The 24301-nt window shown below is 59.4% G+C and carries 20 protein-coding genes; 7 read left to right on the forward strand and 13 right to left on the reverse strand.

The annotated features are described in order from the left end of the window. The first annotated feature begins 48 nt into the window (after positions 1-48). Together F8G81_RS10205 and F8G81_RS10210 are read left to right on the forward strand one after the other, a co-directional pair. The gene (locus F8G81_RS10205) at positions 49-552 is read left to right on the forward strand and encodes a flavin reductase family protein (RefSeq protein ID WP_267278853.1); all 504 of its coding nucleotides are present in this window, start codon (positions 49-51) and stop codon (positions 550-552) included. A 90-nt stretch (positions 553-642) separates the two neighbouring features. Next, complete coding sequence (locus tag F8G81_RS10210) at positions 643-1077, forward strand: MaoC family dehydratase (protein ID WP_267278854.1); 435 nt, start codon at positions 643-645, stop codon at positions 1075-1077. Between the two features lie 1723 nt (positions 1078-2800). Here the strand turns inward: F8G81_RS10210 and F8G81_RS10220 are convergent. Both F8G81_RS10220 and F8G81_RS10225 read right to left on the reverse strand, forming a co-directional pair. After that, positions 2801-4231 (reverse strand): NAD(P)-binding protein, encoded by a 1431-nt coding sequence (locus F8G81_RS10220; protein WP_267278855.1) that lies wholly within the window; start codon positions 4229-4231, stop codon positions 2801-2803. A 494-nt stretch (positions 4232-4725) separates the two neighbouring features. Next, positions 4726-6126, reverse strand: a complete 1401-nt coding sequence (locus tag F8G81_RS10225; RefSeq protein ID WP_267278856.1) for a hypothetical protein — start codon at positions 6124-6126, stop codon at positions 4726-4728. A 186-nt stretch (positions 6127-6312) separates the two neighbouring features. Here F8G81_RS10225 and F8G81_RS10230 point away from each other — a divergent pair, with 186 nt between their 5' ends. From F8G81_RS10230 to F8G81_RS10240, 3 genes are read left to right on the forward strand one after another with little or no spacing between them, the layout of a single operon-like run. Further along, positions 6313-7590, forward strand: coding sequence for an ABC transporter substrate-binding protein (locus F8G81_RS10230; RefSeq protein ID WP_267278857.1), 1278 nt, complete (start codon positions 6313-6315; stop codon positions 7588-7590). Between the two features lie 17 nt (positions 7591-7607). Further along, a complete protein-coding gene (locus F8G81_RS10235; protein ID WP_267278858.1) occupies positions 7608-8564 on the forward strand; it encodes a carbohydrate ABC transporter permease in 957 nt (318 codons plus the stop codon). Beyond that, the gene (locus tag F8G81_RS10240; RefSeq protein WP_267278859.1) at positions 8564-9406 is read left to right on the forward strand and encodes a carbohydrate ABC transporter permease; all 843 of its coding nucleotides are present in this window, start codon (positions 8564-8566) and stop codon (positions 9404-9406) included. The genes F8G81_RS10235 and F8G81_RS10240 overlap by 1 nt, the downstream gene beginning before the upstream one ends. A gap of 524 nt (positions 9407-9930) precedes the next feature. On the opposite strand, the gene F8G81_RS10245 is transcribed toward F8G81_RS10240, so the two are convergent. The 6 genes from F8G81_RS10245 to F8G81_RS10270 all read right to left on the reverse strand — a co-directional run bounded on the left by F8G81_RS10245 (position 9931) and on the right by F8G81_RS10270 (position 15164). After that, the gene (locus F8G81_RS10245; protein WP_267278860.1) at positions 9931-10905 is read right to left on the reverse strand and encodes a hydroxyacid dehydrogenase; all 975 of its coding nucleotides are present in this window, start codon (positions 10903-10905) and stop codon (positions 9931-9933) included. Between the two features lie 161 nt (positions 10906-11066). After that, a complete protein-coding gene (locus F8G81_RS10250; protein ID WP_267278861.1) occupies positions 11067-12056 on the reverse strand; it encodes an aldo/keto reductase in 990 nt (329 codons plus the stop codon). 17 nt (positions 12057-12073) lie between these two features. Further along, positions 12074-12445 carry an L-rhamnose mutarotase gene (locus tag F8G81_RS10255; RefSeq protein WP_267278862.1) on the reverse strand — a complete coding sequence of 124 codons (372 nt, stop codon included), beginning with the start codon at positions 12443-12445 and terminating at the stop codon, positions 12074-12076. Then, complete coding sequence (locus F8G81_RS10260) at positions 12442-13188, reverse strand: SDR family NAD(P)-dependent oxidoreductase (protein ID WP_267278863.1); 747 nt, start codon at positions 13186-13188, stop codon at positions 12442-12444. The genes F8G81_RS10255 and F8G81_RS10260 overlap by 4 nt, the downstream gene beginning before the upstream one ends. Before the next feature lie 17 nt (positions 13189-13205). Continuing rightward, a complete protein-coding gene (locus F8G81_RS10265; protein WP_267278864.1) occupies positions 13206-13973 on the reverse strand; it encodes a fumarylacetoacetate hydrolase family protein in 768 nt (255 codons plus the stop codon). Between the two features lie 90 nt (positions 13974-14063). Further along, positions 14064-15164, reverse strand: a complete 1101-nt coding sequence (locus F8G81_RS10270) for a mandelate racemase/muconate lactonizing enzyme family protein (protein ID WP_267278865.1) — start codon at positions 15162-15164, stop codon at positions 14064-14066. Between the two features lie 138 nt (positions 15165-15302). On the opposite strand from F8G81_RS10270, the gene F8G81_RS10275 reads away from it, so the two are divergent. After that, positions 15303-16091 carry a FadR/GntR family transcriptional regulator gene (locus tag F8G81_RS10275; protein WP_267278866.1) on the forward strand — a complete coding sequence of 263 codons (789 nt, stop codon included), beginning with the start codon at positions 15303-15305 and terminating at the stop codon, positions 16089-16091. Positions 16092-16155: 64 nt separating this feature from the next. Here the strand turns inward: F8G81_RS10275 and F8G81_RS10280 are convergent, their stop codons facing one another. Continuing rightward, positions 16156-17013, reverse strand: coding sequence for an amidohydrolase family protein (locus F8G81_RS10280; RefSeq protein ID WP_267278867.1), 858 nt, complete (start codon positions 17011-17013; stop codon positions 16156-16158). Positions 17014-17625: 612 nt separating this feature from the next. Here F8G81_RS10280 and F8G81_RS10285 point away from each other — a divergent pair. Beyond that, complete coding sequence (locus tag F8G81_RS10285) at positions 17626-20307, forward strand: right-handed parallel beta-helix repeat-containing protein (protein ID WP_267278868.1); 2682 nt, start codon at positions 17626-17628, stop codon at positions 20305-20307. A gap of 281 nt (positions 20308-20588) precedes the next feature. Here the strand turns inward: F8G81_RS10285 and F8G81_RS10290 are convergent, their stop codons facing one another. From F8G81_RS10290 to F8G81_RS10305, 4 genes are read right to left on the reverse strand one after another with little or no spacing between them, the layout of a single operon-like run. Beyond that, complete coding sequence (locus tag F8G81_RS10290) at positions 20589-21074, reverse strand: hypothetical protein (RefSeq protein ID WP_267278869.1); 486 nt, start codon at positions 21072-21074, stop codon at positions 20589-20591. 41 nt (positions 21075-21115) lie between these two features. Further along, complete coding sequence (locus F8G81_RS10295; protein WP_267278870.1) at positions 21116-22411, reverse strand: ABC transporter substrate-binding protein; 1296 nt, start codon at positions 22409-22411, stop codon at positions 21116-21118. Between the two features lie 53 nt (positions 22412-22464). Beyond that, positions 22465-23361 (reverse strand): carbohydrate ABC transporter permease, encoded by an 897-nt coding sequence (locus F8G81_RS10300; RefSeq protein ID WP_267278871.1) that lies wholly within the window; start codon positions 23359-23361, stop codon positions 22465-22467. A 1-nt stretch (position 23362) separates the two neighbouring features. Continuing rightward, positions 23363-24292 carry a carbohydrate ABC transporter permease gene (locus F8G81_RS10305; protein WP_416377139.1) on the reverse strand — a complete coding sequence of 310 codons (930 nt, stop codon included), beginning with the start codon at positions 24290-24292 and terminating at the stop codon, positions 23363-23365. Between the last annotated feature and the right edge of the window lie 9 nt (positions 24293-24301).

A 24301-nucleotide genomic window follows, 5' to 3' on the forward strand; every position in this document is an offset into this window, starting at 1 on the left:
CGCTTTCATAATCGGTGGGTGTCTCAGCCGCCGTCGAAAGGAACGTCAATGTCTGTCATCAACGTCTCTGAATCCCTGGATGTCCGCAAAGCCTTCTCCAACTTTCCATCCGGCGTTGCCGCCATTTGCGCGATAGTTGACGGAGTGCCCAAAGGCCTGGCCGCGTCGTCGTTCACTGTTGGAGTCTCTCTTGAACCGCCACTGGTCTCTGTCGCCGTACAGAACAGCTCAACTACCTGGCCGTCCCTCCGCAAGGCAGAAAGAATCGGGGTGTCCATACTTGGCACCGGTCAAGAGCTAACCTGCCGCCAGCTGGCATCAAAGAATCCGGACAAGTTTGACGACATCTCCTACACTTCGACCGATGGGGGAGCCATACTGATCCCCGGCTGCTCCCTCTGGCTTGACTGCTCCCTGTTCGCCGAATACCCCGCCGGCGACCACGTCGTAGCCCTCCTGGAGGTCCATGGTGCCGATGTTCATCTCCAGGAAAGCCCAATCATCTTCCACGATTCCAAGTTCAAGTCTCTCGACCTCGCCCGTTCCCGCTGAGCCGAAGGTATAGAGACACACAAGCACAACCTGCCTTATGAAGACTAGGGCGGCGAACTCACCTGCATGGCTCCCAATAAAGGATCAGAGATGACCTCCAACTGGCCGCATAATCGACTTCATGTTGGGCAGACCGCGGAACTGTCGCGCACGATCAGCGAGAATGATATTTCGCTGTTTACAGAAATCAGCGGAGACCGGAACCCGCTACATTACGATCTGAACGTGGCAAAGGCGTCCCAGTTCGGCGAGATTGTTGTCCAAGGAGGCGTTACCAGCGCCATCCTCAACGCCGTGGTCGCAGAGGAACTGCCTGGACCAGGCACGGTCTTCCTCAACGTTAACTGGAACTTCAAGGCGCCTGTACGGCCAGGTGACGTCATTACCGGACGGGTAGAAGTAACCCAAGTGCGCGAGGATAAACCAATTACCAACCTCAACACCCAGGTGGTGCGAGGAGACGGCACTGTAGTACTCGAGGGAACAGCCGTCTGCTACACCATGCACACAGATGAAATTCGGTAAGGCCGACTTGCGCGCTCTGTGGCTATGTCGCCTCGACCTGAGTTGCCGGCAGCCGCTATAGAGCTCGACACCCATGTGACGTTGTGGACCAGACTTCTGCCGGCGGATCCGGATTTCGCCACGCTCACAAAGTTCGTTTAGCTTTGCCGACACCTCAAGCTTCCCGCGTATGCCTTCCTACGTGGCGGTTTGGCCGCTTGCTTCCATCGAAGTTGCGGGTAGTGCGCGCCACCCACCACCGGCCCCTGACACATGGAGCTAACGTCGAAAAGGCAGATAGCTGGAGCCGCTGGATACACGGGCACGCAGGCGACAGGAGCGGCGGTCATTCCCGCTAAGGCGTGAGCATCTCAATGGAATGTGCCAGTGGAGAATTGGGCTGCTGTGCCACGGCTTTTGATTACTCGGGGGCCCCTCCGCTGCAAGTGCGGTCCGGTTCATTGTTTCTATTCGATAGGCGTAGGTTTTCCCAGCCGTCTTTGACGTCGCCGCAGGAGACAGAGTTCTTTGGGTCCAGGCCATGACGAACGAGGCGCACAAATTCCGTCTGGTGGCTGTCGGCCGTGGCCAGCGGGGTACATCATTTGGGGTTTATGTCCCTGACAGGATAGGCAGCAGCCCGATGGAGCATCTCATTCTCCTGTTCCAACAACCGGTTCCGTTTCGTCAGTGCCATCCCCGCCCCTCCAATGCTGCGGGCCGGCCCCAGATTCCTTACGCTCGGCTAGGGCGAGCCAGCGCATGAGCGGTCGCGATCCAAAGCGCGAAATCCACTGCGATCTGCCCAATGGCGCCTCGACCTTGCGGGCAACACAACACCAATGCCATCCTGGGGGAGCTCCGCCCATAAGGCGTGGGTATGGTCATCCTTCATATGTACCTGCTCGTTTTAGTCAAGGAGTCCACAAAACCGTGGGGCATCCGATGGATGGATCTAATTCTCGTCGAGCCCGCGTCCTGACCATGTGGCCATTAAATGCGTAACTCGCGGGACTGCATCCACCGCGGGATTAGCCGTACCGGCTCACGGTTAGGACGTGTAAATGACGGGAGTTTCAGACCCAAGTTAGGCCGCACGCCACTCTTGCGAATATGGTAGTCGGGGTCCTGACAAACACGTGGAACAGCGAGGGCCAGATGTGCATTGCGCTGTGATGTCAGCGCCCGGACGCCTCTCGATCTTGGTTCAAGCCGACCTTCCGAGGCTGCAGGAATCGGACTCGGTGACAGAGGCACCGTCTGGGATTTCACGGCCCGCCGACTGACGCCATGAGCGCGATGCCCGGGACATGATCTACATCGACGTGCGGCGGCTGGCCAGCCGGGCGCCCCAAAGCCCGGCAAGCACTGCACGTCACACCAGAAACTGGGTTTCGTCACGTCGCCGTCGACGGCTACATCCGCTTCGTCTAGGCCAAGGGTTCAGCCCGATGCGAGAGAGGTCCCACCTTCGCAGGTCTCTTAACCAGAGCTGCGGGCCGCCATGGCAGACTCCCGGGACGCCGGCCAAGCTCGTAAGGGGGCGCCAACCACGTCCTGATCAAGTCTTGGGATCCTTGGCAACACGGCAAAGCGCGGCGCTCTAAACGCATAGTCCAGGAAGGCTGGGCCTGCCGCCAACACTTCAACCTGAACCAAGCACCCAACCCGCAACCACCGACCCCACAGCAGCCTCGGTGGCGAGACTCCCATCAGCACGACCACCCTGCTGGGCTGGGTGCGACTAGGCGAGGACTCGCAAATCGTCCCCTGGGGCGTGTTGGGGAGCGCCGACGTGATGTGCGAGGTTGCTCATTGCGGCCTCTCGCCATAGCTTAAGACGAGCTATCTCGGCGCTCACCTCGGGCAGGTGCTTTCGCTCGTTGAGGCCCCGGGCTGGATTTAGCCTGGTATTGCTTGACCACGCCGCAATTTCTGCCTGTGCTTCACGCCGGGAGGCGCTGGTGAGACTGGCGCTGGTGAAGGAGAGAAGATCATCGACGTGCCCGGTGTAAACCACCGGCAGTGAGAGATAGTTTTTCTCTTCGTCATCATTTCGGGTCGCTTCTACGACGGCTAAGGTTGCAGCGCTCCAGCAGGCGTATCCAGGGGTGACATATTGCAAAGCCATTCGCCCTGTTTCGAAAACAGGTTTTGGCGCGATCGTCCTTAGCCCTGTTGCTGTGCAATCGACGTAGATTTCACTAGGCGGGCGGGCTTCGTGGCCCCGATCAAACTCGATGCCGCCGCTTCTGATGCGTTGGACGCGGCCGCTACGGGACACGCGCTCGATAGAGGCCAAACGATTGAATTCCGACTTGCTGATTGTTGCACCGCGGAACTGAGTTGGCTCCACAGTTCGGTCAAGTCGAAGGAAGAGGCCAGCGTCTTCCAGTTGGTATGCAAGGCCGCGACCAGTCGTCACCTTTGCTGCTGCCTGTGCCAAGGTGCTCTGATATCTGAGGCGGGTGTGTACGAGATCGAGAGGCTGAGTCCACGTGCGATCAATGTACCAACCATCGCGCGAGCGGACCCACGAGATAGAGTTGGGGTCTACCCCGTGATCGAGTAGCCAGGTGCACACGTCCATTGCAGTTTTGCCTGCACCTATTACAGTGAATCCGGCAGGCGTACTGCCTAGGTTGACCAACTGATTAGGTGTTACGAGCGTGACGCCCGGGTCGACTTCATACGCCGGTTTCCGCCGTGATGGAATGTCTGGTTCTATGTAGGTGGCATCGACGAGACGACGACGAACGCGGACGGTGGTTTCCTTCCCGGTGAGTAGTGAGACGAGCCTGTACTCGCCCGGCCGGTCCTCGTGGAATTCGGTCATACCGAAAAAGCGAACCTGACCCGAGGGGAGTAACACCCGGTTCAGGACGTCCGAAAAATAGGCGCAAATTTCAGGGGCTGACGAAAGCTCATACATTCCAGCGTTGTGCCCGGACCCGTCAATACGGTCTTTGCCGAGATCAGTTGAGGAAACCCCATAGCAAGCTGCAGCCTGATGAAGCCTGACGAAGGGGTAGGCATCATGCCAATGGCCGCCAGGCGAATGGCGCCGATCAACCATGACGACGTCGGCGTCAGAGTGCTCGATGAGGCTATCAACGAAGGCCATGCCCGAGGCGCCCGCCCCGACCACCAGATAGTCAGTCTCGATAATGGACATTTTGATCCTCCACTAGAACTACGATGTTCTCCATTGGCTGGTCCGCAAAAATAGCGGATTGCACTATAAATCGAAGTATGCTCCGTTATCCTATCAGATGTGTCCCGTTTCACTGAACGCGGGGTAGGCTGCCTGTTGCCCTTACGGCCACGTCCAGACTTGTCTGCCCGTGGCCTCTTGGATTCTCCAGCCATGTCCCTTGGATCGACCCAGATGTCCTGTCCATCCGCCTTGTGATACATCCTTCTTGTCGCTGCTCCAGACGCAAGTGTCCCGAGAATGCTCCAGTCCTTCGAAAAAGGGTCGAGAGTCCACGGTCCTGCGGGCCGATTTCCGTATCCGAACCAACGTGCTTCCCCAGGCCGGAGTGTATGCCAGTCGGTGGACAGCTTGACGAGGTCTTCGGCCACTGAACCAGCTGCTTGGCGGTTCTGCGTCTGCATGTTCTTCGCTTTCGAGGTGGTTCCGGAGGGGCCCGACGCAATCCTCGCCGGTCAGATACACCCGCGGTACGGGAGTTGCCCGAGTGTGGTGATATCGGCTTTTGTGTCATCACCAGAGGTGCAGTAGATGCCGTCATTGCTGGCAAACAGGGTGAGGGCTTCGTCGTACCGCAGTTCTGCCGGCAATGGCGGTTTGTCGGTCCAGGCGAAGAATTCTCTGGTAAAGGTCGATTGGTCTTTTCGTCCGAATATGTTTAGGTCACCAGCGGTGAGTGGGCTCTTGATGCACCAGTGAACGCCTTGCTCGGACCAATAGGCCCGGTCGGTGGTAAGCACTGACTGACGCTCGAAGGGTGCGAAGACCTCGTCCCATATGCCGGGGTCATCTTCACCGAGGTGGAAGGCGAGGAAAAGCAGGTCGTGGGAGTGCCAAGCGGTGCTTGGTGCGACATCGGCCTCGTTATGCCATCCGGTTGCTGAAGCGAAGTACCCGGCCGGGGTTTGGTAGTGGGCATAGGTGGCCAAACACTGGTCAATGAAGCTCTGCAACTCGGCATCCGGCGCTACTCTAACGAGCTCGGAGATGCCATGAAGGGTCAAACCCATTCCAGCGATAAGCATCGGCGAATCTGTTTTTAGGACCTTGTCCCCGGAAACGTACCAGTAGCGGTGGAAGCGAACCATTCCTTCAGGGTCGATCCAGGCCGAGCGCGCAATGTGGAGTGCCAGGCGCCGGGCTTCTTCTAGTAATCCTGGGAGTCCGTAGGTCTGCGCGGCGGTGACGAGTGGTGCGATCATCAGCCCGTAGTACTCTGCCGGTTCGAGAATGCCCCCTCGGGTCCGGTCGGCTGCGGTGCGGAAGGCACCTGACGAGTCCGGGTCCGGCACGCCTGCGTGGTGATGCAGCGAGATGAGAGTATCGAGGTCCTCTGGAATCTCTTCCTTGTATAGGGGGTCGCCGGTGAGCTCGGTGTAGAGGAGCTTGACCCACACTCGTGCATACTCCTGATTACACGTTCCCTCCTCCGAGGGCCGCCCACTGCCAAAGGTCTTCATGGCTTCGAGGTTGCCGAGAACGGTCTTCAGAATCTGGTCAACTTCGGAATCGTCGAGAAGTGACCGTCCGTAGCGCAGCCCCATCAGGAGGCCAAGGCTTCCTGTGGCGTTGTGAATCAGACCAATGGTTGCCGATTCGCCGACCTGAAACCCTACATGACGATACGACCCGTCATCCTGCAATGCATGGGACTGGAAGTGCATCATCCGCTTCCACAGTGCCACGGCACGGGGGTCCGGGTTGACCGACAGCATCTTGGCAAGAGCTCCAAGGGCTGGGGCGGAAAAGGCGGCGTGCCCGCTGGTGAAATCAAGAAATGTGGCCGGGTTGGTGCCCCAAACACTGTGATTGTGGAAGCCATTGATGGCTCCCTCCTCCGTTACCCAGGTGCTCATCCATCTGACTAGTGCATTCAGGCTGGGCTGGCTGGGTGCCGACGATGCTGTTGACATGAGTTCTGCTTCCGTGTGTGCTACGAGTAATGACGGCAAAGATAAGACGTGTTATGTTAGTCACCATAGCCGACGGAATGCGCTTCCCAGAACCCTCTGCTACGGCTCACCTATTTCAAGATGGAGACAATGATGTTTGCAACTACGAGGCGCCGCGCCACGGCTGTCTTGGCCGCAGGAACAGTTCCCTTCCTCCTGCTGACCGCATGTTCGTCACCCAGCACTGATTCCGGGAGCGGTGCCACCGCCGGCGGCGAAGTGCGCATGCTCGTCAATTTGACCGATAACCTCACTCAGGATTATTGGAACAAGCTGGTAAAACCGTTTGAGGACAAGACCGGGATTGACGTCAAGATTGAAGGGCCCACCGGCAAGTCTGTGGCCGAGACCTTCCCCACGCAGTTGGCCGCAGGCACCGCTCCGGACGTTATCCAGTCCCTCTTTCCCGACCAGCAGACCGCCCCGGAACTCGTCGATCTCTCCGGTGAGGGCTGGGTGAAGGACACGCCAATGGCCGACACCTATGCGATGGAGGGCAAGAACTATGTCGTAGGCGTGGGCTCGCAGGCCCAGTCCCTCGTTTATTACAACAAGTCAGCTTTTGCCGCAGCGGGCATCACCAAGACCCCCGAAACGTGGGATGAGTTCAACGAAACGCTGCAGAAGCTGAAGACGGCCGGCTTCACTCCGCTCCAGTCAGCTGGCCAGTTCATGACCGGCCTCCAGCTCCAGCAGCTGTGGCACCCGACGCTGAACATTGAACACCCCAAGTGGCAGTCCTCTGTTACCGATGAGAGCCTGACGGTCGGCCAAGCCTACCAGCCCATGTTTGAAAAGTACTCCAAGTGGATCGAAGACGGATACATAGCGAAGGACGCTGTTGGTCTTGATCCCTCCGCGGCGGATGCCAATTTCATTGGCGGCAAGGTAGGTATGTACCCGCTGGGCAGCTGGTTTGTAGCCACGCTGGTAAAAGCCGGGAATCTTCCCTTCGAAGTTGGAGTTTTCTCCCCTCCGGTGGACAAGGGACAGGACTACCCGGGACCGCAGGGTGCCACAATGGCCACGCCGTACATGGTCTACCAGGGCAGCAAAAACCTGGATGCCTCCAAGCAGCTGGTGCAGTACCTGGTCACTGACGAGACGGCCATCAAGACTCAGCTCACGGCAGATGGGGGCTTCCGTGCAGGTTATGACGTTCAGACGTCCGACGCCGGCAAAGATGTTCAGAAAATTGTAGACAGCGCCCCCAGCCTTGTATCGGTGGGTCAGGGCGCCGGCGACAACCAGCTTCCTGTGGCTGGCTTCAACCCGCGCTTCACCCAGGTAGCGCAGAGCCTGTTCACCGGCGCTTCGCCCCAGGACGCTGCAAATTCGATCGACCAGTGGGTTAAAGAGAACCGGTGATCCCAGGGATGACAACCGTGACAACCGAGACCAGAACCAGCCGGGCTGAACTTAGCCCCAAGCCACCGACCAAGACCAAAAGAAGCAACAAAGCCAAGACCCGTGCTGTCCTGACGGAATTCAGCATGGTGGCTCCTGCAGTCCTGGTGTATGTGGGACTACTGGTGGTACCGGTGTTGTTCGCCTTCTACTACAGCCTGACCGATTACAACGGATTCCCTTCACAGACACCGAAATTCGTCGGATTCAAAAACTTCGAACGGATCTTTGAATCAGCGGACGTCAAGGGAACGATGGTCTTGACCGGGATTGTCGCCGCGGTCGGCTCGCTGCTGGTGAACTTCGCGGCACTGGGTATGGCCCTGCTGCTGCAAAAGACGAACCGTTTCAACACCTTTGGACGCGTTGTCATGTTCTACCCCCATGTGCTCAGCATGCTGGTTGTGGGCTTCCTGTGGGCCGCCATCCTCGGCCCACAGGGAGCGGTCAACACCCTGAGGGAAGTGTTGGGTCAAGGTGACCTGCCGTTCCTTTCTGACCCCTTATGGGCGCTGTGGACGATGGTAGGTGTCATCGTTTGGGCGCAATTCGGCGTCCAACTGGTCCTGTATCTCGCCGGTCTGCAAACAATTCCGGCCGAACTCCTGGAAGCAGCGCGGATCGACGGGGCCAACAAATGGCAGCTGTTCAGGTCGGTGACCTGGCCGGCTCTGGGTCCCACAGCCACCGTAGCCATCATCACCTCAGGCATTTCATTGCTGAAGACCTACGACGTCGTCGTCTCCCTCACCGGAGGCGGCCCCGCCGGATCCACCAAAACGCTTGCCTACGAGATCCTGTCGGTCTCATTCCCGGAACGGCGGATTGGACTGGCATCGGCTGAATCCGTGCTGCTGATCATCGCCGCAGCAATACTTGCCTTCACCGTTCTTGCCCTGCGGAAAAAGGCTGACGAAGGAGCAGAGAGCGTCTGATGAGAAAAACAGCAACTATCAGTAATGCGCTGCGGATTAGCTTTGTAGGCCTGCTATGCCTGGCGATGCTCGTCCCGATGTACCTGCTGATCGTGAATTCCTTCAAAGACCAGCAATCAATCCTCAGTGCTCCGTTTGAACTGAATCTGGCCACGGCAACCCCGGATTTCCTTATTCAGGCATGGAACAGCCGCGAGTTCAGCGTGCCCTTCGGATACCTCATCACCTGTGGTTTGGTGATTTGCGTCAACATCGTCTCCATCGGCGTGTGCGCCCCTGCCGCCTACGTCATCGCACGTTCCCCGAAGGCGCTCTTCAGGGCAATTCTGTTGTTCTTTATCGCTGGGATGTTCATCCCCACGCAAGTGATTCTAATTCCGGTTATCTTCGTGCTCCGAGGGCTGGGATTGATGGGAACGTTCCCCGGACTCGTGCTGTTCATGGCCTCTGCAACAGTTCCTTTCACGTTGTTCGTGTTTACGGGTTTCATCCGGCTCCTGCCAAAGGCACTGGACGAAGCCGCGTCAATGGACGGCGCCGGCCGACTGTACACGCTGTGGAGGATAGTGTTCCCGCTCATGAAGCCCATCGTTGCCACCGTCTTCATTCTCAACGCCCTCGGCGTTTGGAATGACTTCGCCAGCCCCCAGGTCATCCTCGGGCCAGGCAGCGGCCTGTATACGGTCACCACGGGCGTCTACGCGTCCGTTGGGCAGTATTCGGCCGACTACACCAAGGTGTTTCCGACCCTGCTTCTGGCAGTGGTTCCGATCCTGCTGATCTTCATCCTGATGCAGCGCTATGTCATGAGCGGCCTGGCCGCAGGCGCTACAAAGGGATAGCCGTCCACCCCGATCCTCTCTATCGTCTGCCCGTAATTGCCCCGGCGGGAGAGCCAACACGGTTCTCCCCGCCGGGGCAATTCTTTATGTACTGATCAGCTGCTCCGGCCACTTGAGCACGAGTAGATATCCGCCGACTCGCGTTTGGCGCCCTCCAACCATCGTCGCGACAGGTTCCTCCTGCTGGACAATTCAAACGGGCTGCTTTCGGACGGTCAGGAGTCTCCAAACCGGGAACTCCCGCCGGCAGCGGGTTACACCTCAAACAAGTAGATACAGCCCGCGAATAGGGCTGAGCTGTGATGGGGATTCCGGCGTCGCCGTGCCTGTCCCAGCATGTTTCGACGCCGGGCCGTCAGGCTGGGCGGCTGGATGAACCGGAACGTCCGGGACATCGGAGGTCTATCCGGGAATCAAGCCCGGCGACGGGACAATCCTGGCCGATGTCGGACGCCCGTATTTCGGTATCTAGCCTAGTGAGCGTGTTTTGCCTCAGATCAGTGCCGACCGGCGACGCGGGTGCCTTAAGCGCGGTTCTTCGCGACCGCCTCGGTGATCTCGCCGAGCAGGGGCAGTCCGTTGAGGTACCGTTCCACATCCGAGATGGCTCCGTCCCCGAGAGCGGTTCTCTCTGATCCGATGCTTCCCGCTGCATGACCGGTGAGGTGGACGTTAGGCAGGGTATACAGCGCGGAGTCTGGCATCGGCGGTTCGGGCCATGTGACGTCCAATATGGCGAACAGATCTGTCCTTTCGGTCATCACATCCACCAGTGCGTCTTCGTCCACGAGAGCCCCCCGTGCAGTGTTGATGAAGCTGGCGCCGGGTTTGAGGAGCTGCAGTTGCTCGCGGCCGATGAGCTTGTCGGTGATCCCCGGAATCCAAGGCGCATGGACGCTGACGACGTCGCTTTCGCGGAATACGTCCTCGAGCGCCACTGCCCTCCGCACACCCGCCCGATTGGCGTCTTCGTCGGTAATTAGGGGGTCCCAGGTGATGACGTCGGCGTTGAGCGGGGAGAGCCGGTCGCGGATTTTACGGGCAATGGAGCCGAAGGAGACTAATCCGATGGTGGCGCCGTAGATGCCGTGCGCTGTGTTCAGCGGCGGCAGGATTCGCTGGGCCCGGAGGATAGCGCTTCTCCTGTGGACGTCTTTGAGGGCCAGCACTATCTCTGCGTAGACGAACTCGCTGACCGGCTCGTTATTCAACTCGACCATTGAACTGACCCTGATGCCCCGGTCCCACACCGATTGCGATACGAGGTTGCGGATGGATCCCGCCGAGTGAACTATGACTTTCAGCGCCGGCATACGTTCGAGGATGCCGGCGTCCAGCTGGGGAGCCCCCCAGCCGGTGACCAGGATTTCGGTTGCCGCGAGATCATCGCGTTCCCTTAGCGCCTGACCGGAGATCGGGCCATGGGGCAGATCGACTATCTCCTTCAGCCGCGCTAGCGCCGACCCGCTGAAGACCTCGTCCAGCATGACCGTATCCATTGCCAGAACTGCGGACACACGTTGTTGACCCGGGCGAGGTTCCTTACCCGGGTTAGTGGCACCGGCGGGTAATGGGGTCGGAGACGGCAAGGAGTCTGGATGCATCTGGAACGGGCTCTTTCCGGAAAATTCTGGTGTGTGAAGTTTGAAACGGGGTTGGACTATGGGAGAGACAGCGGGAGTAAATGCTCGTTCTCTAACGCTGACCACAATTCCACGGGTACGTTGGAGCGGTACAGCGCGGTGTTTCGCTCCACCTGTTCCGGCGTGCGCATCCCGAGGGTGACGTTAGCAACGCAGGGATGGCGCAAGGGGAAAGCGATGGCTGCCTGGGGGAGGCTGATGCCTGCCGCCTCGCACACGTCGGCCAACCGGTTAGCGCGGGCCAGCATTTCGGCAGGTGCCGGAGCGTAGTTGTAGTGGGCGTCCGCCGGCGGTCTGGGGTTGGCAAGAAGGCCTGAATTAAAGACACCGACTGCGACGATGGATTTGCCGTGTTTGGTGGCGGCTTCCAGGAGTTCATGGATGCCGTCGGCTTCGAGCAGCGTGAAGCGGCCAGCGAGCATGGCGACGTCGATGGCATCGGCGGCGAACAGTTCGGCCAGTTGCTCCGCGGAGTTTGTACCGATGCCCCGGGCGCCGATGACCCCGCAGTCCCGAAGCTCGGTCAACGTCTCAGCTGCCTGCCATGCGGAATCGGGGCAATTCTGGTCCGGGTCATGGGAGTAGAGGACGTCAACCCGGTCTGTGCCCAACCGGTCAAGGCTTGCCTTCAGGGATTTTAGGATCCCGTCCTGGCTGAAGTCCCACTGACGCCGCAGGTCATCAGGGACGACAAAGTCCCCGTCCTGGCCTAGGGGGTTCTGGTTGGGGACCAAGAGCCTTCCGACTTTAGTGGAGAGAACGTATTCATCCCGCGGATACTGCTTTAGGGCGGCGCCTATACGGCGTTCGGAAAGGCCGAGACCGTAGTGAGGGGCGGTATCGAAGTACCGGATTCCGAGGTCCCAGGCCCGCTCGACGGCGTGTTGCGCCTCCGTATCGCTGGTCGCCCGGTAGAGGTTACCCAAGCTGGCGGCCCCGAAGCCGATCTCGGAGATCCGTAACCCGGTGGATGCTATGGGCCGGGTGGGCAGGGTCGTTTGGTTCACGGTGTGCGGCTCCACGCTCATGGGAGGTGCCAGACTTCCTGCAGCTCAGCCCACCGCTCATTGGGGGGAAGGTCAAGGAAAAAGGCGGACTGGCAGGGATCGGTGTGGGTCCACCATTCCCGGGTGATCGGGTCCTCGGCAATTCGCGCCATGTCGGCGTCGTGGTCCTTGCCGCGGTATTCGTAGTAGGCGAATAGGATCTCGTCCCGAATGAAAATGCTGTAGTTGGTCAAGTTGCAGGCGGTGAGTGTCGCCTCCACCTGTGGCCAGACGGCGGCGTGGAGTTCGAGGTAGCGTTCCCGCATGCCCGGACGGATTGCCACCACCAGGGCGTGGCGCTCAGGTTCGCTGATTCTTTCAGTCCCGCAGCGGGGTGCTGGCGATGTCACGGCCGTACCCGGAGGTTGGCCATGCCGCCGTCGACCTCAAGGGCGGTGCCCGTGGTGGAAGTCGCCGCAGGGTGGGCAAGATGAACGATGGCGTGCGCGACTTCGTCTGTGCTAACCATTCGGCCCGTAGGCTGCCGTGCGTCCAGTGCCGCCCGCTCAGCGATTGGATCATCGAAGCTTTTGAGGAAGTTAGAAACGAAGGGTGTGTCCACCGTGCCCGGAAGGACCACGTTGACGCGGATGCCTTCCCGGACCACATCGGCGGCCATCGCATAGGTAAGGGACAGGACCCCGCCCTTGGAGGCGCTGTACAGGGCGCGGTTGGGCAGGCCGTTCAGTGCGGCCACGGATCCGGTGTTAACGATGGCTGCATGGTGGGACTTACGCAGCCATGGCATGGCAGCCGCGGATACCCGGGCGATGCCGATGAGGTTTACATCCAGTACCTTCCGCCATTGGTCTTCGTCGTTCTCTTCCACGGTGCCGATGGCACTGACGCCGGCGTTATTTACTACGATGTCGATCCCGCCGGACCACGTGCCAATTGCATGGATCGCAGCCCGGACGGATGCAGTCGACGTGACGTCGGCTTTGAACCCGGTGAGCGGTGCCGGCAAAGAGTCGACGTTCCTGTCAAGCACTGCGACCTTGGCGCCTTGTGATGCCAACAATTGGGCGGTGGTGAGTCCGATTCCGGACGCTCCGCCGGTGACGACGGCAGTGAGTCCTTCAAAATCTCCCATTGGAGGTGCCTTTCTGCTTAGACGGTATCGAAGACATCTGCGGCGACAAAGGTCTGGCTGCAGGCGCCCAGCCCGTCAATTTCAAGTTCCACGACGTCCCCAGCCGTGAGGTAGGGCTGACCGGGCAGGCCCAGCGCGACTCCCGCGGGTGTTCCGGTGTTGACCAGATCTCCGGGGCGCAGGACCATGAACTGGCTCAGGTACCACACAATGTGGGCGACGTTGAAGATTTGGTTGGCGGTGGAACCGTTCTGCCGCATGGTGCCGTTGACCCACTGGCCGCCGCGTTCCAGCTGGAACTCCCGCTCTGAAACGTCGTGGGAGAGAACGTACCCGGCGATGTAGTCGTGGGCTTCCTCGGGACCGGAGAGGTATCGGGCGGTCTTGCCAATGACGATGCCGAGCTCGACTTCCCAGTCGGTCTTGACCGACCCGCGGGGGATGGGCACGCTGTCGAACGGGCCGATGATCGTAGAAGGGTCCTTCATGAAAACCACAGGCTCGGTGGGGTATTCGGCGCCGGTCTCGTCGGCGTGGTCCCGGTAATTCAGGCCCACGCAGACAATTTTGGTCGGCTGCGCGATGGGTGCGCCCACGCGTGCATCCTGGTCCTCCAGGGGAGCCAGCTTTCCGGCGTCAAGGGCATTTTGGGCCGCTTCGGGGCCGGTGCCGGACAGGAACTTACCATCGATATCCGGGGTGATGCAGGAGATGTCATAGGTGGTGTCCCCGATGAGAACGGCAGGGGTTTCGTAGCCCATGGGACTGCGGCGCTGGAACTTCATGGATGCTCTTTTCGCTCAGGAGTTTGGCTCTGGGGAAGTCCGGGACGACGGCACGGTTCCTTCTTCTGTTCTTTGTTGGGGGGTAGGAGTTCAGGGGGTCAGCTGCAGGCCGGCACGCGCGGGCCGGACGTGAGGACCTGCCGGGCTCTTCCAGCCGGACCGTTCGGCGATGGCGGCGATGGCGGCCTCGTCGACTTCGATACCCAGCCCGGGGGCGTCCCCGAGGACGATGCCGCCGTCGGCGATGGTTTGGTCGATGGTAAGACCATCCGGGAAGCTGAGGTCCTGGACTTCGGTTGTCAGGTGGTTGGGCACTGCGGCCGCTGCGTGGGCGACGGGATTGCCGTTGTACCCTACCGGGCTAATGGGCAGGTCCCTGGCGTGCGCAATCGTTGCCACGCGGAGGAAGTGGGTAATGCCCCACACCATGCCGGTCTGGACCACGTCGACGGCGCCTGCGTCCAGAAGGGGGCGGTATTGCTCAAGCCCAACGAGATTCTCGCCCGTGGCCACAGATGCTTTGACGCCGCGGGAGACCATGGCCAGGCCCTCGGCATCCCATCGGCGAACGGGTTCTTCGATCCAAGCAAGCGGGATCTGGGACTCCACGTCGCAGACGTAGCGGATGGCCTGTTTGCGGGTCCACGCCTCATTGGCGTCCAGCATAAGGGCAGGTGTTGGCGAATTCTGCCTCAGGACATCGGCAACGGCGCGAAGCCGGCCGATGTCAGTCCTGGGATCCCTTCCGCCTTTGATTTTTCCGCTGGAGAAGCCCCGGTCGGCATAACCCTGGTAGACGCGGACAAGTGACTCGTCATCGAGTGCTATGTCCAGACCGGAGGCGTATCCGGGGACAAAGCGGTCGCGGGCACCGAGGGTGCGCCACAACGGTTCCTCTGCCATCTTGGCCTTTAGGTCCCAGAGGGCCATGTCCAGGGCACCAATGGTTCCGAAGGTGGTGCCGGCGTGGCCTGACTTGAAGACCCTGGCGATCATGCGGTCGTACAGAGATGTCACAGCGCGGGGGTCTTCGCCTTCGACGGCAGGAAATACCCGGGCAATGTCCGGGTGGGGACCGAGACCCACGCCCGTAAGGCCAGCGTCGGTGAGGACCAGGAGGACTGGGACCTCAGTGATTCCTCCTTCGACAAACCCGTTGACGTCCCCCACAGGGCGCCCCCAGTTATGCACGGTCGTCAGGCTTCTGTAGCCGATGATCTTCATTTTGGCCTTCGCATCTCGTCATTGAATCACTAGGAAAGAGCATACATCATATGTCTGCGAGGGTGAGCAGAGGTAGTACGACATACGTTGACGTAGACTCGATTTATGACTACCGCAGAACTTTCGGCTCCTTCCGAGGGCCAAGCTGTCGTTTCCATGGGGATCCCTAATCTCGAGACGAAAATGCCGGCTGCCAGGCTCGGTGTCGCGGTAGTGCGCAGCCTGGTGGATGTGATCGTTACGGGTGTCCTTAAGCCCGGCGATTTGCTGCCCGCAGAAGGGGCGCTGACCGCGCAATTTGGCGTCAGCCGAACAGTGTTGCGGGAGTCCATAAAGCGCGTCGAGGAAAAAGGGTTGCTCACTGTGTCCCAGGGGCGGGGTACAACAGTGAATCCCACATCCTCATGGGACGTTGCCGATGAGACAGTCCTGGCTGCGATGATTGACCACGACGACTCGTTGGGCATTTTGGATGAAGTCAGTGCCGTTCGGGCCAGCCTGGAGTCCCTGATGGCGAGGGACGCAGCAATCCGCGCCTCGGTGGAAGAGGCTGATCAACTGCGGAAAGCCCTGCGTGCCATGGAACTTGCCCTGGATGATCCGTCTGCCTTCAGGCAGGCGGACATTAATTTTCACCGTCTGGTGATGGCGATTTCCGATAGCCGTCTCGCTGCCAGCATCGCCCATTCGTTGAGTGACCGGGCGGTCGAGAGCCAGCGATACCATGGCCGCGATCCGGAACGCGCCTTCGAGCTGACCATTGACGAGCACCGCCAGGTCCTGGATGCGATCGCCAGCGGTGACTCAGCAGGAGCGGAGGCGGCCATGCGCTCCCACATCGAAGGCTCATGGCAGCGGCGGCGTTTGCCCGTGGCCGGGAAAAGCCGGCACTAAGAATCGACCGAATCGGGGACTCTGGCGCCCATCGGCGGCCGCTAATGTCCTTTCCGGCTTCCCGCTATCCAATTCCGTAGGTAGCAGCCGCGGTTCCCCGGTCGAGGGCTTCCTGCTCGCTCGGGGACAGCGAAGACGACCATTGCAAGTACGTCTCAAGCCACGAATGGTACCCGCCTGTCAGCCGCACGAGAGGCCAGTCCGAACCGAACATGAGCCGGTCAGCACCGAAAGCCTCAAGTGCGGTATCCATAACGGCGGCCACCTCCTCATAGGTCCAGGACTTCCAGTTGGCCTCGATGGTAAGTCCGGAGAGCTTGGCGACGGTATTCGGGCAGTCCGCGAGGGCCCGCAGGTCGGAAGACCAGGCCGACAGGTCGCCGGAGGCGATGGGCGGCTTGCCCAGATGATTGAGGACGAAGCTGACTTCCGGTTTGGAAGCGATGGCTTTCGATGCGGCGGACAATTGCCAGTGCCTGATAACTACGTCGAACGGCAGGCCATGGTTGCCAATGGTAGTCAGGCCGCGGGCGACATCGCTGCGGCCCAGCCAATCTGGGTCCGGATCCAGGTGTGCCAGATGCCGTAGGCCGACCAGCTTCCCGGCTGGATCCGCACGGCGGCGGTCGAGGACATCGGAAAGGTCATCCGATGCCACATCCACCCACCCCACAACGCCATCAATGCCAGCTTCTGACGCGGCAGCAAGAAGGTCATCGGTCTCCTGATCGGAGTTGACAGCCTGCACGATGACGGCTTTGCAGACCTGTAGTCCGGCAGATGCCACGCCGGAGAGTGCGGACCGCAGATCCTCGGCCGAAAAGTCCCGGTTTATCGGCGACATGGATGAATCAATCCACGGTTGGGGATGGCGCGAGCGGTTCCAGACGTGCGTGTGTGAGTCAATGATGTTGCGCTGCATGGTTTCGCCTGACTGGTTGTTTTAGGGGCATAACACCTTCCCCTTTTGGCTTGGGGCAGTGTGCGACTGAAGCCTCATTCGCAGCAACGCGGGATCCTCCGCATAAGACGTCATATGTGTGACCCGCAGCCTATTCTGCGTCCTCCATCACCGTCAATGGTGGTGCCAGAACAACACATATCAGGGCTGCAGCTGGTTCCGACAACCCCACTGTTCCCCCTTAGCGGAGAATGCTATTCCATTAATGGCCACAGGGATCGGGGATCTGACCGCTGCACATCACCCTGGAATCGGGAATATACGTGGCGGCCTGAATATCGCCTTCGACGAATTCCATCGTGAGGTCCGTGTCCCGGCCATTGGTTCGCATGGTGTCCGGCCAGAAAACCAAAGTAGGACAGCTGTCCCTTCCCTGCAGCGGTGGGCGCAAAATGGCGCTTCTGAAATCGCCATTAAACGTAATACGTAAGATAAGGTATCTTTCACCATGTTTCATTCGATCGATAGCCTGCTGGTCCCAGCCGTCAACGAAGACGGCACCCTCAGGCGAAAGGGGTATGTCCGTTGTTCCTGATCCTTCAATGCTCTGGACCTTGGCGAAGATTACTCGGGATGAGTACAGCCTTCATCCTCGCCACCGGAGCTCTTGCCATGACAGAGCTCGTCGAAACAGAACCTGCCAACGCCGCCACAAAGATTTCCTTAACGGCGGCCGCGGAGGAAGCTGACCCCGCGGTCGCCCCGGAGCACGTTGTCTTCGTGGCGACAGATGGCGCACCGGATGCGGCGGGTACCTTCGAAGATCCGGTGTCGTCGATCGCGGAAGCGCGGGATTTACTGGCAGGAGAAACGTCAGCCGCTTCCCCAGGCGTGGTTTATATCCGGGGCGGTGTATATCAGGTTGAGGAAACGACAAAGCTCAGTGGCATTGAAAACTCCTACGTCACCTACACCTCCTACCGGGGTGAAGAGGTCCAATTCACCGGCGCTCGTACGTTGAGCACCGACGGCTTCCATAAGTTGGCAGATGTCTCGGGAACCCAGTATTCGTCGGCGTCTCGTCTGCAGGATTCGGTGCGCGACCAAATATATGCGCTCGATCTTGACGCAGCTGGGATCGCGCCAGGCGACATTTATAAGAACGGGTTCAACTGGGTGCAACAGCCACTTCCGCCCGAGCTCCTTGTCGAAGGCGTTACACAAAAGATTGCCCAGTATCCGAATGGCGATGCGAAAATGACTCGCGCTGACCTAACGGTTAAATACGCCCCGCAAGGCGCCCGCGATTTTTTCTCCGATAAGACGAGTTCTACAAAAACGTACGACGAGATGTTGCAGATGCCGGGACCCATCTTCAATGCGGGTTCCACAGCCGTAAAGGAGCGCTTTCTAAAGTGGGGTCCTCCGACGACCTGGACGCAGCAGGTCAACCAACCGCCGCACTCCTCCAATGCAGGAGACCCCTACTACGTCGACAACTCGCAGTACGAGACGGACGGGTGGCTGAGTGGATTCTTTGGCACAGATTGGGCCACAGAGAACGTTCAGATATATTCCGCCGCCGATGATGGTTACAACCTCCGTAGCAAGTACCCCACGATGTACAAAGCGACCAGCTCAGGGGGCGTTTACAGTCTCATTGCTCAAAATGTCTTGTACGAGCTGGATAGCCCAGGCGAGTACTACATCGACCGGTGGCAAGACAACAACGTGCTGTACTACCTTCCTGCCGATGGCACAGTAGACGGGAAGTCGATATCGTTGACGTCGCTCAGCGAGCCCTTCTTCAAGCTCGAGGGAGTGGCCGGTGTATCATTCAATGATTTGAGGTTCGACGGCGGTACAGGTGTAGGGATACAACTGTTTGATTGTGAGTCATGCCGAATTGAAAACTCGGAGTTCGCCAACTTTAGCCTCGACGCTATCAGGATTGGCGAAGACAACCAGACGTTGACCGCTCTCGGCGAGTATCAGACCCGCCGCGGTGGGCACAATAATCACGTGGCGAACAGCTCCTTCCACGACCTTGGCGGTGGCGGTGTATGGCTCGCCGGTGGCGACCGGAAGAGCTTGGAACGCGGCAATAACATCGTCAGTCACAACGAGTTCCGGAACATCTCCAAACTCACTCTCGCGAACTACACTCCCGCGATCACCCTGGCCGGAGTGGGCAACACGGCATCGCACAACTACATACATGACACGCCCACAATGGCTCTGCAGATCTTCGGCAACGATATGCTCATCACTCACAACCGATTCGAGAACGTCGTGACGGCGGCCGCAGACCAGGCAGCGATTTACTCTGGCCGAGACTTCACGTACCTGGGCAACGAGATAGCCTACAACACCTTCGCGGACATTGACGGTCCGCGTCGATGGGCGATCTACCTCGACGACGGGATGTCGGCCATGAACATCCACCACAACCTCTTCGACTCCGGAACCGAGGCGGTTTACATCAACTCCGGACGTGCGTCCGAGGTGACTGACAACGTCTTCCTCGATCACGAGTATGCGGGATTCGAGTTGTCATTCCGTACGAAGCATGGCGCCACGCTGCCGGTGCCAAATCAGAAGGTGCATGTCGAGCGATTCAACGACATGCTGAAGGCGGGTGACGGCACGGGGTTCACGAATACGCAGGCAAACATCAACACCTGGCTACAGCACTACGCGGAAGACTACCCTGACCTCGTCAACTGGTACTGGCCATCGAATCCGGATGGCACTGCGTGCCAGAAGATCGACACGAGCTCGTGCACTGTGGAGGCAGCATATGAAAACCCGAACTCACTGCTCGTGCCGTCCGGTACCGAAATCGCTCGGAACGTGCTCATCAACACCCCTGACGAGGGCCCGGGAGGAAAGACATGGCCGGAGAACTGGCAGTTCACCGAATATGACTACGACCACTACAACCCTGACCTCGACAGCATCCAAGTGTCAGTGAGCACTCCCCTGGAGGTGGGATTCGACCGGAATACACAAACATTCTCCGACTCAAGCTCGCTGTCAACGACACCAAACTTTGGAGTGGACTGGATCGAGGCTTGGAACAGCGAATTCCCCGGTGCTGTGGTTGGCACGCAACCAGTGCCGGACAAGACCGCCCTGTGGGTGCAGATCGACGCGGGATGGGCTGTGGACCAGGACGCGCATTCCCCGAAGCGGGTCGAAGCGGTACAAACTGCCCTCGCTGAAGCGATCGCGGTGGATGCGAGCGGTCAATCCACGGTCAAGCAGATTGACAAGGCGGAGGCGACCTTGGAAACGAGGCTAAAGAAGCTGTAGACGGAAGTCTGAAGCCGGCTGTGGCACAACGCCACAGAAGCTGCATCGGGAGGGTAGAGGGGCGCGCTGCCACTGGAACCCTCCCGATGCGACTTCCCGGGAAATCGCTCCGCTGGAGCTGCTATCAACGCCGACAACAATTACTCCACTCATCTACTCTTGCTCCTTTTAGTATGTTTTCGATCTCATAGTTGAGGCTGCCAGCGGTACGGGCTGGCAGCTTCAACTGCGAAATTCGATCTCCAGTTATTTCAGCGTGTGGATAGCAAATCCAAAATAGATCAGAGGAAGAACCGGTCGCCTGGTTCCCATCCGACGTCGTCCCCTGCGGGGAGGGCGCCGAATCCGAGCCGATTGCCACGGACGTACCAGTGAGGCGTCCAGAGGGCGCCGTCCTTGTCGGAGGTGTGATAGTGAACGTTGGACTCGCCGTTGAAGAGTCCGGGACCGTCGTGGCCTAATTCCAAGATCTGGATTAGGGATGCCAGTGATGAAGTGGGTGATGGTGCTGCGAGGGCTTGGGTGATGGGCCCGTCAAGTGACCATTCTTTGAGGGTCCAGTACTTTACCGTGCGGGCCGGGACGTCTGTTTCCACGAAGTCGCCGAAGTGCCGGAGAAAGTTCGGGCCAATGTAGGTGACCGCGAGGCCTCCGATTTTCCGGCCGAGGGTCAGGTATTCCTTCATTTGGAAGCGCTGGGTGCCTTCGAGGGATACGCTCTCTGCGGTGCTGATATTCAGGTTTGTTTCAGTGGTCAAATCGCTCATACGGGTTGTTCCTTTCGGGGAGCTGGAAGGTTGGGGGCTCATTATTTGAGGTACTGTGCGGAATCGGCGATGACTGCGCTGGCTCCGTTGGACACTGACGTTTTTTCGAAGGCGACTTCCTGGCCGATGCGTGTGAGGGCGGAGTTCAGCTTGTCCGAGCCTTCGGGTTTCAGCGGGACCCTGCGGCGGGGGTGTTCCATTTCGCGCAGGATTTGGTTGACGACGAGCACTTGGTCTTCTTTGAGGTTGGGAATCAGCGACTTTGCGACGTCAGGCACGGCGGGTGTTCCCATGCTTATCTGCGTGTGACTGGCTGCTTCCTTGTCGTTGATGAAGAAGTTGACCATGTCGGCCGCGGCGTCCGTGTTGCCTGTTTTCGCGCTGACGCATACCAGGATCGGGGTGAAGAACCACCAGTCCTTGCTGGCGTCGGCCCTTACAGGGTAGCTGTTGAGTCCGATGTTGCCTTGGCGGAGACCCTTGACGACGCCCAGGTGTGATGCGCTGGCCACCCGAATGGCTGCTTTGGACTTAACCAGAAGGTCGCTGGTCCAGCCCGCACTATCGGATTCGGTCTGGGTTGTTGCAGGAGGGATGGTTCCTTCTTTGCGCATTTTTGCCCAGTATGCGAACCAATCGCCCAGGACGGCTGCGTCGAAACCAAGCTTCCCCTCGTCGGTGAACAGTTCAGCACCGCTTTGGCGGACCCAGGCTTCGAAGCTGCGGTGATTCGTTCCGAGTGTCGGGTCCAGGAGGCCGTAGTAGCCTTCGGCGCTGTTGGTCATCTGTTTGGCCGCAGCTGCGAGGTCGTCCCAGGTCTTTACTTGGGAGAATGAGACGCCTTTTGCTGCCAGCGCATCGTTGTCGGTGAGGATTGCCTGGCTGTTGAAATGTGTTGGGAGGCCGAACACGCCCTTAGGGTTGCGGCCAGCGTCCACGCCGGCGTCCCCGATTCCGTCTTTCTTGATGGAGCCGCCGATGTACTTGTTGAGGTCCATCAGTGCGCCGGCGTCCGCGTATCTGGCGATGTTTGTATCGGTCATCCAGAAGACGTCGGGCAGGTTGCCGGCAGCTGCCGAGGTGGTGAGACGTTCGAAGTACGGGGCGCTGTCGGCGAACTGGAGGGTTGCTTGCACGTCAGCGTTGCGCTTGGTGTACAGGTTGATGGCGCTCTGGTAGAGCTTGGCGCGGTCTGCGCCGCCCCAGATGCCGACTTCGAGTTTGCCGGAGGGCTTGGAGCCCTGTGGTGAGAATCCGGCGCAGCCGGCGACTCCGAACGCGGCGGCGGCGCCGAGTCCGAAGCCGAGGAAACTCCGGCGGGTGACAGTTGAGGACATTTCATTCTCCATGGTGCGAGGGGGTGGGTGGTTGGGGTTGGAACAGCCTGTGATCACTTCAGGCCGCTGGTGGCGATGCCTTCGGTGAGGTGTTTTTGGGAAATGATGAAAATTACGAGGATGGGCAGAACGGACAGAATCGACATGGCGAACAGTGGCCCCCATGCCGAGGCCCCGCCGGAGTCCAAGAATGCATTCAGGGCCAGGGGCACAGTGAACAGTTCCTGGTCGGTCAGGTAGAGCAGGGGGGTGAGGAAGTCATTCCATGTCCAGATGAATGTGAAGACCGCCGTGACGGCGAGGGCGGGCCGCATTAGGGGCAGGATGATGCGCCAGAAAACGCCGGCCGCTGAGCACCCATCGACCGTGGCCGCGTCATCCAATTCCTTGGGCAGGCCCCGGATGAACTGGACCATCAGGAAGATGAAGAAGGCGTCAACGGCTAGGAACTTCGGGATGATCAGCGGAAAGAACGTGTCAGTCATGCCGGCCGAGTGGAAAAGGATGTACTGCGGAACGAGGACAACGTGGAAGGGAAGCATCAGCGTTGCCAGCATCGCGCCGAACATCACCTTTTTATATCGGAATTCGAGCCTGGCGAAGGCGTAGGCCGCCAGCGAGCAGGAAACGAGGTTTCCGACAACGGAGAGGACGGCGATCACGGCGGAGTTGGCTACGAAGATTCCGAAGTCGAGGCCGAGTGCATTCCATCCCTGAACGTAGTTGTCCAGGGTGAAGTTCTCCGGGATAAGGCCCGGTTCCGAAAAGATTGCTTCGGTGGGCTTGAGTGAGCTGCTCAGCATCCAAATGAGCGGGTAGAGCATCAGCAGCCCCAAGCCGCTCACGATGATGTGTGCACCGAACCTTCTCAGGTAGGTGGGCTTTTTGCGTGCGCGTCCTGGCGGCTGCAGGAGCGCAACCTTGGGAATCATGTTTGTTTGGCTGGTCATGTCACTCTCCGGAGTAGTGGACCCAGTATTTGGAAGTCCCGAAGGCCAGCCATGTGAAGAGGCCGGTGATGGCGAGGAGAATCCAGGCCATGGCTGAGGCGTATCCCATGTCGAATTCGGTGAAGGCCTTTTGGTAGAGGTAAAGCGTGTAGAAGAGGGTTGAATCCACGGGTCCTCCGGTTCCGCCGCTGACGATGTAGACCTGGGTGAAGGTCTGGAAGGCGCTGATCATTTGGAGCACCAGGTTGAAGAACAGGACCGGGCTCAGTAGTGGCAGGGTGATTCGGAAGAACCTACTCACTACCCCTGCTCCGTCCATCGCTGCCGCCTCATGGAGCTCCACGGGGACCTGTCGGAGGCCGGCAAGGAAGATCAGCATAGGCGCGCCAAATGTCCAGACGTTGAGGACCATGATTGTTCCCAGCGCCCATTCAGGTGTGGAAATCCAGTTGGGCAGGTTGCTGAACCCGAGGAGACCAAGTGCCTGGTTGAAGAGGCCTTCCGCTCCAAATATCTGTCGCCACAGCACGGCGATGGCAACGCTGCTGCCGAGCAGTGAAGGGAGGTAGTAGGCGGAGCGATAGAAGGAGAGTCCACGCAGGCCCTGGTTCAGCAGGACTGCAAGGCCGAGTGCGAAGGCAAGCTGCAGCGGAACCGAGATCAGAACGTATTGGGCAGTTACCCACAGTGATGAGATGAAACGGTCATCGTTCGTGAACATCTGCTGGTAGTTCTCAAGACCGACAAAGTTCTGCCGTCCGATCAGGTTGTAATCCGTGAGGGACAAGTAGAAGGACGCAATCATCGGCCCGAGGGTGATCACCACCATGCCCAGAAGCCACGGAAGCAGGAACAGGTAGGCCACGCGCTGTCGCCTGGGCCGCCTGCGCACCTTCGCTGTGGCAGGCATAACCTCGTCGGCGGCGACCATTTTCGAGGG

Origin of the sequence: Arthrobacter sp. CDRTa11 (genome assembly GCF_026427775.1) — a bacterium.
Classification (GTDB): domain Bacteria; phylum Actinomycetota; class Actinomycetes; order Actinomycetales; family Micrococcaceae; genus Arthrobacter.